The organism is Dulcicalothrix desertica PCC 7102 (assembly GCF_003991905.1).
Classification (GTDB): domain Bacteria; phylum Cyanobacteriota; class Cyanobacteriia; order Cyanobacteriales; family Nostocaceae; genus Dulcicalothrix; species Dulcicalothrix desertica.
Genome location: NZ_RSCL01000029.1, coordinates 77,460 through 89,212, shown reverse-complemented (window position 1 = coordinate 89,212; position 11,753 = coordinate 77,460). Strand labels below are relative to the sequence as shown.

The 11,753-nt window shown below is 38.0% G+C and carries 7 protein-coding genes; 3 read left to right on the top strand and 4 right to left on the bottom strand.

The window, feature by feature from the left end; genetic code table 11:
* On the bottom strand, positions 1–2,513 hold a 2,513-nt coding region (locus DSM106972_RS41515; protein WP_201800852.1), incomplete at its 3' end, for a pentapeptide repeat-containing protein.
* A gap of 1,317 nt (positions 2,514–3,830) precedes the next feature.
* Complete coding sequence (locus tag DSM106972_RS41510) at positions 3,831–5,984, bottom strand: GumC family protein (protein ID WP_127086190.1); 2,154 nt, start codon at positions 5,982–5,984, stop codon at positions 3,831–3,833.
* A 338-nt stretch (positions 5,985–6,322) separates the two neighbouring features.
* Here DSM106972_RS41510 and DSM106972_RS41505 point away from each other — a divergent pair, with 338 nt between their 5' ends.
* The 3 genes from DSM106972_RS41505 (at position 6,323) to DSM106972_RS41495 (ending at position 9,745) form a co-directional block, all read left to right on the top strand.
* A complete protein-coding gene (locus tag DSM106972_RS41505) occupies positions 6,323–7,504 on the top strand; it encodes an exopolysaccharide biosynthesis polyprenyl glycosylphosphotransferase (RefSeq protein WP_127086189.1) in 1,182 nt (393 codons plus the stop codon).
* 111 nt (positions 7,505–7,615) lie between these two features.
* Positions 7,616–8,677, top strand: coding sequence for a UDP-glucose 4-epimerase GalE (gene galE / locus DSM106972_RS41500; protein WP_127086188.1), 1,062 nt, complete (start codon positions 7,616–7,618; stop codon positions 8,675–8,677).
* Positions 8,678–8,764: 87 nt separating this feature from the next.
* Complete coding sequence (locus DSM106972_RS41495) at positions 8,765–9,745, top strand: glycosyltransferase family 2 protein (RefSeq protein WP_127086187.1); 981 nt, start codon at positions 8,765–8,767, stop codon at positions 9,743–9,745.
* Between the two features lie 116 nt (positions 9,746–9,861).
* Here DSM106972_RS41495 and DSM106972_RS41490 read toward each other — a convergent pair whose 3' ends face one another.
* Positions 9,862–10,992: a glycosyltransferase family 2 protein gene (locus tag DSM106972_RS41490; RefSeq protein ID WP_127086186.1), complete on the bottom strand. Its 1,131-nt coding sequence runs from the start codon at positions 10,990–10,992 to the stop codon at positions 9,862–9,864.
* A complete protein-coding gene (locus DSM106972_RS41485; RefSeq protein WP_127086185.1) occupies positions 10,989–11,753 on the bottom strand; it encodes a glycosyltransferase in 765 nt (254 codons plus the stop codon). Before DSM106972_RS41485 ends, DSM106972_RS41490 begins: the two co-directional genes overlap by 4 nt.

The following is an 11,753-nucleotide window of genomic DNA, read 5'->3' as shown; positions in this document are numbered from 1 at the left end:
CCCGTACCTGTTTGGGCTGTACCAATCAAGGTGAGGTTTTCTAAGTTGCTACTTAAGGTGTAGTTCTGGCTAGACTCGACGGTATCAATACCTTCATTGGCGTTTTCTGTAATATTGTCCCCGATACTATCTACTACATAGGTGTCGTTACCAGTCCCACCAATTAAGGAGTCGTCACCCGCACCACCATTTAGCAAATCATCGCCTGCACCGCTACTAAGGGTATCGTTACCATCAGCCCCGTTGAGGGTATTGTTGCTATCATTACCTGTGATGATGTTGGCAAGTTCGTTACCCGTAGCTGTTTGGGCTGTACCAATCAAGGTGAGGTTTTCTAAGTTGCTGCTTAAGGTGTAGTTCTGGCTAGACTCGACAGTATCAATACCTTCATTAGCGTTTTCTGTAATAGTATCCCCGATACTATCTACTACATAGGTGTCGTTACCAGTCCCACCAATTAGGGAGTCATCCCCCGCACCACCATTTAGCAAATCATCGTCTGCACCGCTACTGAGGGTATCGTTGCCGTCACCCCCGTTGAGGGTATTATTGCCATCATTACCTGTAATGATATTGGCAAGTTCATTACCCGTACCTGTTTGGGCTGTACCAATCAAGGTGAGGTTTTCTAAGTTGCTACTTAAGGTGTAGTTCTGGCTAGACTCGACAGTATCTACGCCTTCATTCGCGTTTTCTACAATACTATCCCCTGTAGTATCTACTATATAGGTGTCGTTACCAGTCCCACCAATTAGGGAGTCATCCCCCGCACCACCATTTAGCAAATCATCGCCTGCACCGCTACTGAGGGTATCGTTGCCATCAGCCCCACTGAGGGTATTATTGCCATCATTACCTGTGATAACGTTGGCAAGTTCATTACCTGTACCTGTTTGGGCTGTACCAATCAAGGTGAGGTTTTCTAAATTGCTGCTTAAAGTGTAGTTTTGGTTAGATTGGATAGTGTCTACACCTTCATTGGTGTTTTCTGCAATAATATCCCCTGTGCTATCGATTATATAAGTATCATTGCCTGTGCCACCAATTAGGGAGTCATTGCCAAGTCCGCCATCAAGGGTGTCATTGCCAGCACCACCAATCAGGGTATCGTTGCCAGCTGCCCCGTTGAGATTATTGTTGCTAGTATTACCAGTAATAATATTGTTAAGTCCGTTACCTGTACCGCTTTGGGCAGTACCAATCAGAGTCAAATTTTCGACGTTGTTGGTTAAGGTATAGCTAGCAAGGCTAGAACGAACAGTATCTATACCTGCGTTTGCATTTTCAACGACCGTATCGCCTGTGCTGTTGACTGCATAAGTATCATTCCCAGCGCCACCAACCATCCGGTCATTACCCGCACCGCCATCGAGATAATCATTACCGCCAGCACCGTTGAGGGTATCATTGCCACCATTACCAAAGAGGTTATCGCCGCTGCTGGTACCATTAAGGGTGTTGTTGCCTCCATCTCCAAGATATAAGCCAATGGCATCAACTGCGCTCGCTCCCGTGAGATCGGCGCCTATAAAGGTAGCATTTGTAAAGTTGCCTTTAGACAGGTTAGCGTTATTTAGCTTGGCATCAGTGAAATTTGCACCAATCGCGATCGCATCAGTCGTTAGCACCCCAGTGAGGTTAGCTGCCGTAAAATTGGCATTGGTGAAGTTGCCTTTAGACAGGTCAGCGTTCAACAGCTTGGCACTACTGAAATTCGAGCCAGTCAAATCGCTGTCAACGAATTTTGCGCCAGTCATATCTGTGACTGTAACAGTGCCATTGGCTGCAACATAAGCACTAAAATCAGCACCAGTTAGAGCAACACCATCTAGGCTAAAGTTGGTTAAATTAGCGCCACGAAATCTGACATTAGCAGTTTGACCTGGTTCGAGAGTGACATCACTCAAAACAACATTACTAAAATTAGCTAAGTCAAAAATAGCATTTTGCAGTGTCAAATCTGTGAGTTTTGCTAATCGAAAGTCAGCGCCAGTTGCATCGACATTAATTAAAAGAGTTGCTTCAAAATCAGCTTCTTCTAGCTTGGCATTTGTCAAGTTTGCACCTGTAAAATCAGCAGCTTTGAGCTTTGCTTTATATAAATCAGCCCCGGTAAAGTTAGCTCCTCTAAGGTTTGGTCGCTCCGACTGTTCGCCACTGAGATTAGCTTCTCGAAGACTGGCATTAGTGAGATTGGCATTCGACAGGTTAATGAATTTGGTGTCTATTAATGAGAGATTCGCCTGGGTCAGGTTTGCCCCACTCAGATTAACATTTTCTAATGTCGCTTTGAACAAATTAGCTGGCGATGGAAAGTTGGTGTTAGGGGCAAAAATTGCATTAGATGCATTAACATTAAACCACTTAGATTCCTCAAAGTTAGTACCTCTTAGTTGCGTTCCAACGAATTGGACATTTGTAAGAGTTGCTTTAAAAAAATTTGAACCATTGAGGTTTTGACCGTTGAAGTTGTTTCCAACAAGAAATTGATTGCTAAAGTTTTGAGCAGCCATTGAATCGATACCTATAGATTAACTGAATTAAGTTGGAAACTTTTGGCTTGGAACATTGAAGTCGTAGAGCGCGTTAGCGAATCGTGTTGATTTTTAAAGTTTTTAGCTAACGCACCGTACAATCTACAATTTCATTTATTTATAGGTATCCTTATATAGCAGTCCTAAATCATTCGTAAAATCCGCGCATTGTAGAGACCGAACATGTAAGGTCTCTACATTTAGGCATTCGCATGGGAGAATGACAGTTAGAAAATTCACAAATTTGTCTCCTGCTTTTACAAATAGAAAAGCAGGAGGTTAAAATTAAGGTGGGCACGAAGAGTAGCAATAGCGAATTCCGACAACGCAGCTAACCTCCGGTCTATGATGTGGCAATCTATCAGGTGCGTGCTAGGTTTTTACCAAGTACACCCTGTAGTTGCCCATCTTTTAAGCAAATTTCGGTAGTTTCCGTCTATTGACTGTCATTTGCAACGGCAGCAAATATCTCAAGCAGTTATAAACGCCTGTAGCATAAATGATTATGTTTCATAGTTGATGTATTGCAAGCTTTGCTAAAACATTAAGTATAAATTAGATGCAAATTTCCTTTGCAATCTGACATTCTTTATCCTTCACGAAGATAAAAAGCTGATTCAACTATCTCTAGCACGATAAAACTTAAGAGGAACATTAAAATATAGATGAGAATTTTCTCACCTACATAGAAATATAGTTGTCTAACTCTCATTTGTCAATCTCAAAAAATAAAAAAGTTATGACGTTGAGACATTTACTTAATATTAGTTTGTGTCTAAAATTTTAGTATATTTTTACACTTGATTTTTTGTTTAAACTCTGCAATCGTCGTATACTGAGTATTATTGCTTATTATATTAAAACATTTATTACAATTAAAGCCCGATTTATGCTATAAACCAAATCTTTGATTATGCTAAGGGTGCCGTTACCTTTACTTCCGATGGTTGCTCCTAAGTACAAAAGCATATTTATATGTACCAAAAAGCCCTCCTAGCTATATTTTGTTCAAGTTAAAAAAATCTTTGCATAAACAAAAAATATTGTTTAGATAGATGGACAAAATCAGAATTAACAGAACCCACAAGGTTGAATGTCTTTTTAGTTAAGCTAAAAAATAAATCGACAAATTGTTTCTTTTAGCATACAGACCTTTAACTTAGAATTCAATTCAAAAAATTCCAATTTGAAATTGAATATAAATCTTGTGGGATGGGCACCCCAACGCTAGCACTTAAAGGCAAGCCTTACCTGTCCTTGCAAAAATATTTGTTAGGTTCCGTTCCTCCACCCAACCTACTTAGTTACTGGTAATCGGTAGTAACCTTTTTGCACTCCATACCCATAATAAGAGTCTGTCTCATCCATTACATCATTGATAACCATTCCCAACACTCGTTGAGTTGATTGTGTGAGCAATGATTTCATTTCTTGGGAAATCGCAGAATTCGCGGCGCCTGGACGTACTACAACTAAGGTGCCATCAACTAATTTGCCCAATACTAAAGCATCAGCAGCATATATCACAGGAGGGGTATCAATAATTACAAAATCATATTCTTGTTGTGCGGTTGCAATTAGCGCGTTCATTCGTGGAGAGGCAAGTGTAGCAAAGGGGTTTGAGGGAGTGGTGCCAGCAGTTAAAAGATAAACGTTATTTGCGACTTTGCGTGATGCTGTTTGCAAGTCGATTTTGTTTTCTAATATTTCGTTTAACCCCTGCGAGTTTTCAACTTTCCAAATTTGGTGCTGATTTGAACACCGCATATCAGCATCGATAATTAATACTCGGCGCCCAAGTTGAGCCATTGCTAGTGCTAAGTTGGCACTTACAAAAGATTTGCCTTCGTTGGGTATAGCACTGGTAATAACAATAGTTTTGAGTACTTGGTCGGGAAGGGTATATTCGAGTGTTGATTGCAGTTTTTCAAATGCTGCGCTTGCTGGAGACCAAGGGTTATCGCGAATTGGCAAAGTTGAGATATCACGATTTCGGTAATGGCGACTTACAGAAAGACGTGGAATAGTACCTAGCAGTGCATAACCGAGTAGTTCCTGTGCTTCTTCAATTGTTTTGACTGTTCCATCTAATGCTTCTAACGTTAGCGCGGCGCCGACGGCTAGTATAATACCTAAAAATCCACCTAATGCTAAGTTTAAGTAGAGTTTAGGAGATACGGGACGGTTCGTAACTTGAGCTTCGGATACTATACGTGCGTTACCAATCGTTTTATTTTCGATAACTTGTACTTCTTGAAGTCGTCTTAAAAGCTGCTCGTAAGTTTGACGCGCGACTTGAAGGTTACGTTCGAGTTGACGCTGGTTTTGCTCAAGACTTGGTAGTATTTTTGCACGCTGTTTATATAGATTAAAAGCGTTACCTAAAGTTGCAACACGATTTGATAGACCTGTTCTTTCAACTTCTAGCTTGACAAGCTCGGCAGTTAAATTCTGTTTTAAGGGGTCAATTTGTAAATCGCGTTCATTTAGGTTTTGTACTTTTCCTAGCGTTTGTACTACACGGAGTTCTAATTGCTGTCGCAGTACTTGGACTTTATTCGCTAAATCGATAACTATTGGATGCTCATCGCTGTAGCGGGTTCTTTCCATTGCCAATTTATCTTGGGAGGAACGAAATTCATTGAGTAGCTGCTGAACTGCAGTCGATTGGCTGAGAGAATAGAGGGCAACTGCAGTACGCGAATTGAATCCAAGTTGATTTTGCAGAGCTTGAATTTGCGAGCTAATATTTACTAACTGTGCTTCTGATTTTATAATCTCGTCAGCTAAATCACTTTGGTTCTTAATTGACGTTTTAGCTTCTTCTTGCAGTTCTACTATACGGTTCTTCTCTTTGAATTGGCGTAGTCCATATTCTGCTGAACGCACCTTAGTTTCGACTTCTGGTAATTCCTTACTAATAAACTCCCGTGCGGCAACAACTTCTGTACGGTTTGTGCGAATATCGTTTTCTAGGTAGTTTTTAATTAAAGTATTGACAACATTGGCAGCAAGCTTTGGATTAGAACTCCGATAACTAATTTGTAGTACTTCAGTTCCTTTCACTCCTGTTACTTTTAGCTTTTGGGAGAATTCTTCGATTGTTAAGGGTTGTCCCTTGCTGTTTTTAAGCTCTAAAGCATCAATCGTTTTTTGAACTAGAGGTTGGGAGCGAATAAGTTCAGCTTGCGTTTCTAAAGGGTTATTTGAGTTAATTCCTGGAACATCTATATTTTGCCCTTCCGTAATTCCAGTTAGCGATGAATATAAATTGGCTTTATTAAAAAGTAATTTTCCTTCAGCTTCGTAAATAGGTGTTTGCGAAAACGTCACTGCTCCAGTTATTCCAACCACAGAACTAAGAACAATAGTTACTGCAAGCCAACGACGTTTCATGATTCGCCAAGCTTGTCTAAAATTGATGGAATCGTTTTCAGTATTCACTGCCATAGGAAAATAGGGATAATAAAAAATTTAAATTTGAGGTCAATATATTTCAGTATTTACACATTAGGCATCAGTATATTCTCTGAAGTCTATCTGCTTAATGCTCAACACTGATAGTATGTAATATTCTTTCTGAAGATAAAAGAAAGTATTTTATAAATTTTTCCAAATATTTCACCTAAGAAACCGGGGAACAGTCACGAAAAATCAACGTTTTATGGCAATATTTTTAGCAAGAAGCCCGGTTTCTGTTCATAAATTTTGCTAAATGTATATTTTATGTGTGATTTTTGCAAAAAATTGGGAACTCTAGGTACTAACGACGATTAGATATCAGTACGATGTCAGCAAATACCACTTACTTCCAAAAAAACTTGACATTGCCTACGCAGTTCGCGGTACCACCAACTTTGGCGGTATTTCTGCTGATAGCGGATTTAGCGGGTGTGTTTATCAGTGTCGGATTTGTCTTGTGGATGCAGTTTAATGTACCCATCCAGCAGTTTAATCCCTTTGTTTCTGGAATAGTGTTATCAGGGTTAATAGGGCTATATATATTTGATGGATATCGTTCGCAGTTACAATTTGCCGCTGTTTGGACGCGATTTAGATTCATTATTAGTCTGGTTATAGTCAGCGTAGTCAGCGCTGCATTCATCTACTTATCAAACATTTGGGAAAAAAACTGGCAGCTAAGTCAAGGTATTTTACTTGCTAGCTTGGGCATATTTCCGCTCTGGGCAATTTTGACTCGATTTCTAGCTGTTATACATATAAAGAATTCGCCTCTTTTATATAATGTGACAGTTACTACACAGGCGCCTAATTTAGAAGAGAAATCACCTGACGCTTACGAAAAAATATGGTATAAAGTGCCACTAAATTTAATTAATGACAATTGGTTTGTTTTGGCTAAAGGATTTAAGTTAAATTCAAGTCAATTTCACTTTATCTGTAAGCGAGTGCTTGATGTGATTGCTGCTAGTTTACTTTTAGTTGTGCTGTCTCCATTAATGGTATTAGCGGGTATTGCTGTTAAATTCAACAGTCCTGGTTCAATACTCTACTCGCAGGTACGCAGTGGATATAATGGTCAAACTTTCCGCGTTTACAAATTTCGCTCGATGTACCAAGATGCGGAACGATTAGGCGCCCGATGGGCTATGGAACACGACCCGCGTGTAACATCTGTAGGAAAATTCTTACGACTAACTCGGATTGATGAATTACCGCAGCTAGTAAATGTATTGAACGGTGAAATGAGTTTGATTGGTCCGCGTCCAGAACGACCGGAATTTGATGTCAAACTGTCTGAAGCCATTCCGTACTACAAAATGCGCTACAGCATCAAGCCGGGAATTACTGGTTGGGCACAGGTTATGTATCCATATGGTGCATCGGTAGACGACGCGCGTGAAAAGTTATCATACGACCTTTATTACATCAAACATTACTCACTTGTTTTAGATTTAGTGATTGCACTCAAAACCATTCGCGTTGTGTTATTAGGTAAGGGCAGATAAAACGATTTTTGGATTTTGGATACCGTAGGGACGGGTTAACAGATATCTCAGTAATAAACTAAAAATCTTTGTGAACCCGTCCCAATATTTAAGAACAAATCGGAAGGTCTAATGAAAAAAGTATTAGTTACAGGTGGAGCTGGTTATATTGGTTCCCATGTTGTTCGTCAACTTGGTGAAGCTGGTTATGATATTGTAGTTTACGATAACTGCTCAACGGGCAATGCTGCTGCTGTATTATACGGTGAACTCATTACTGGCGATTTGGCTGATATTGAACGTTTATATAAAATGTTCGCACGGCATAAATTTAGTGCTGTCTTACATTTTGCAGCAAGCTTGATTGCTCCAGAATCGGTAGTAAACCCACTTGATTACTATGCGAATAATACCCGCAACACACTAAACTTACTCCGAGTATGCGAAACGTTCGGTGTTAACCAGATAATTTTTTCTAGTACTGCTGCTATATACGGTGAACCACAGCAAAACCCAGTTACAGAAAAAACTCCAACTCTTCCTATTAACCCCTACGGACGTTCAAAGTTAATGAGCGAGTGGTTAATTCAAGACCAAAGTCGAGCTTCTAACTTACGTCATGTTATACTGCGCTATTTTAATGTAGCAGGCGCCGACCCAGGTGGAAGAATTGGGCAAATGAACCCGAATGCCACACACTTAATACGCGCGGCGTGTGATGCAGCACTCGGACGTAAACCAGGTGTTAGGATTTTCGGTACTGATTTTCCAACACCTGATGGTACTGGTGTTCGTGACTATATCCATGTTGAAGACCTTGCCTCAGCACATATTGCCGCATTGCAGTATTTGGAAGCTGGAAATTCAAGCCAGGTTTTAAATTGTGGATATGGTCAAGGTTACAGCGTTCGTGAAGTAATTGACTGTGTAAAGGCTATTTCGGGAGTTGATTTTGCTGTACTTGAATGCGAACGGCGCCCTGGAGACCCTGCTTGTGTAACTGCGAGTGCGAAGAAGATTAGAGAAGTATTGGGATGGGCGCCTTGTTATGATGACTTGGATACTATTGTGCGTACCAGTTTATTCTGGGAAATTAGACGCGATAGTAATGGCGCCAAACATCCGCTTATAAAAGCCATAGCAAAGAGACTGTATCGTCAACAAGAATTAAACAAAGTAAATATTTTATTTTGATATATTTACAACTTATGCAGCAAACACATAATAACCGTATTGCGACAATATCTGATTTTACATTAATCTAGCTCAGAGAATTTAATTATGAAAACTCCAGTTGCTTTTTTTATTTTTAAACGTCCTCAAACTACAGAGAAAGTTTTTGAAGCGATTCGTCAAGCTAAACCGACTAAACTATTAGTGGTTGCTGATGGTCCTCGATCTAATGTACCTGGTGAAGCAGATAAGTGTTATGCTGCTCGCGAAATAATTAAGCGAGTAGATTGGGAATGCGAAATCTTAACTAATTATTCAGATACCAACTTAGGTTGTAAACTAAGAGTATCTAGCGGCTTAAATTGGGTTTTTGAAAATGTTGAAGAAGCAATTATTCTTGAAGATGATTGCTTACCACATCCAACTTTCTTTAACTTCTGTGAAGAATTACTGGAAAAATATCGTTATGATAATCGAATAATGGTAATTTCTGGTAATAATTTTCAGTTTGGTAGAACTCGCACTCAAGATGACTATTATTTTTCCCGTTATACTCACTGGTGGGGTTGGGCTACTTGGAGAAGAGCTTGGCAGTATTATGATGTTAATATGACATCATGGAATCAAGTTAAAAATCAAGGATATCTTAAAGATATATTAAAAGACCCTACATCTGTTAAATATTGGTTTGACACTTTTCAAGCCACATATGAAGGAAAAATTGATACTTGGGATTATGCCTGGTTACTTACTTGCTGGCTACAAAATGGTTTAAGCATCTTACCAAATAAAAATTTAGTATCTAATATTGGATTTTGTTCTGAAGCAACTCACACCTTAAATTCTACTACTGTTCTGGCTAACGTCCCAATAGAAGAAATGAGTTTTCCATTAAAGCATCCTCAGTTTATAATTCGTAATGAAAAAGCCGATAACTTTACCCATAACTTATTATACAATCGATTAATATTATTTAGGGTATATAGAAGACTGATGTTTTATTGGTTGTTTTATAATAAAAAAATACAATCATTAATTGGATACAAAACAAAAAAATATCAGTCTTTATCCACAGTTGAAGCAAAATAGTAGGGTGCGTGACTGCTATGAAAAAATCTGAACGTAGTGATAAGATTTGTAGCAGTCACGCACCGATAACCAAGAGCGAAAATATTATAAGTCCTGATTAGTCTAAGCAACGATAATTAAATAGCCGAAGGAATATCTAAAATTATTTCAGACGATTCGCTTTGAAACATTTGATAGGCAAATCCAGCAAAATGAGCAGTAGGCATCGTTAATAAAGTGATAGCGCAAAAGAACCATCGGCATATAAACGAAGGAACTTGCTTTTGATTGCCTCGCCATATTTCGGAAATAAATGTCTTATTAAATTTTTTAGCAACACGAAAGCTTTCAATAAAAGGTAATATTAAAGTAGAAGGCGCCAGTTCTATAAATGGTAAATGTAAGCCGGGAAATATCAAATCTAATAAAAGTAAAATTATTATACTAGAAATGCCTAAAAATGGAAGCTTACCTCTTAATTGAAACCTATTTTTATGCTTGATACTTGTTAGATAACGCCCTCTACCATATTTAAAGTACTGAATAAATAAAGATTGCCAATTCTTTCTTGGATAGTACCATACATAAATATCAGAACTTATATAAACTGCATTAAGAGATTCATTCAATAGTCTTTGATTCAGTTCTGCATCTTGGTTAGTTATTTGATTATCAAAAACAAATTTAGAGAGTCGTAGATTTAATTCCGCGTCTTCATTGTGAGTTGCTCTCTGATTATAACCAGAAATATCTAGTAGAATGCTTCTCCAAAAACATCCTAGATAAACTGTATCTGCATATCCGTTGTAGTTGGGGTTACGGTATTTGGCGCCTCCATTACCTAAAAAACTTTTAGAAGCCAGCGCAACTCCTGCTTGAAACGAAGTTTTGGCAGCAAAACGTTGGGCGCCACCAACATTCAGAGCTTTAGACTTCAGTAATGCTTCTACACATTTTTCAATATAATCAGGTGCATAATCTGAATGAGCATCTGCCCGCAAAAATATTTCCCCACTACATTGCTGTAACATCAAATTCAGTCCAGCAGATTGAATTTTGAAAGTATTCTGTAATAATTTTACTCGTGAGTCTTCTTGAGAAATACGTTTGACAATATCTTGTGTGCAATCTGTACTGCCACCATCTGCTATAAAGATTTCTACCAAGTTAGGATAACTTGTTTTCAGGAAGCCTCTAATAAGATGTTCAATATTAGAAGCTTCATTATAGGCAGGTATAGCAATTGTAACGGAAGGATTGTAATTCATAAATATTGCTTAATTGGTATCATTATAAAACGTTTTACCGTTTTAATTAGACAAATAGTACTAATTCTTAAATTTTGAAAAGGAGTGTTAAAAAAATATCTCTTGCGAATTTGTTGATGTATCTTAAAACTCTTAAAAACTTTTACAGAAGATATTCCAGAAGTGTCATAATACGAGATAGGAAATTCTAGAAGATATGGCTCAGATATTAAGGAAGCTCTAATATTAAATTCATAATCCATTTCCAGAGGAACATCTTCATTATATAAACCAACTTTCTTTAAAATCTCCTGAGAAAAGCAAGTAGATTGATGGCAAATGGGATTACCATATAAAAATAATTCTTGTGTCCAACTATCGTACTGTTTAATATACCTTTTGAAATATCCTTTACGACTAACTGATATTGTTTCTCCAAAAGCCCAAAGCCAATGATACATTGAATAAGAATCAACTATTTTAGTAACTACATCTTTATCAATAAATATATCTCCTGAATTTAAAAAAATAACTAAATCACCAAATGATTTTTTTAAACCATTATTGAATGCGTTACCAATTCCAATACCTGACTGTTGATGTATAAAACAATTTTTTTCATGATTGAATTCATGGATACTGTCTATAGTTTTATCTTCGGAACTACCATCAATAATAATATGATTTATATGTTTATAGCTTTGAGAGCTAACACTAAACAAAGTTGCCTTTATTGAATCTTCTGAATTCTTTGTCAATGTAATTATATCAACGGTATACAT

Excerpts from the sequence above, each read along its gene's own strand:
- DSM106972_RS41510 (WP_127086190.1), bottom strand. The coding sequence starts at position 5,984 with ATGGCAGTGAATACTGAAAACGATTCCATCAATTTTAGACAAGCTTGG.
- DSM106972_RS41505 (WP_127086189.1), top strand. The coding sequence starts at position 6,323 with ATGTCAGCAAATACCACTTACTTCCAAAAAAACTTGACATTGCCTACG.
- galE (WP_127086188.1), top strand. The coding sequence starts at position 7,616 with ATGAAAAAAGTATTAGTTACAGGTGGAGCTGGTTATATTGGTTCCCAT.
- DSM106972_RS41495 (WP_127086187.1), top strand. The coding sequence starts at position 8,765 with ATGAAAACTCCAGTTGCTTTTTTTATTTTTAAACGTCCTCAAACTACA.
- DSM106972_RS41490 (WP_127086186.1), bottom strand. The coding sequence starts at position 10,992 with ATGAATTACAATCCTTCCGTTACAATTGCTATACCTGCCTATAATGAA.
- DSM106972_RS41485 (WP_127086185.1), bottom strand. The coding sequence starts at position 11,753 with ATGTATACCGTTGATATAATTACATTGACAAAGAATTCAGAAGATTCA.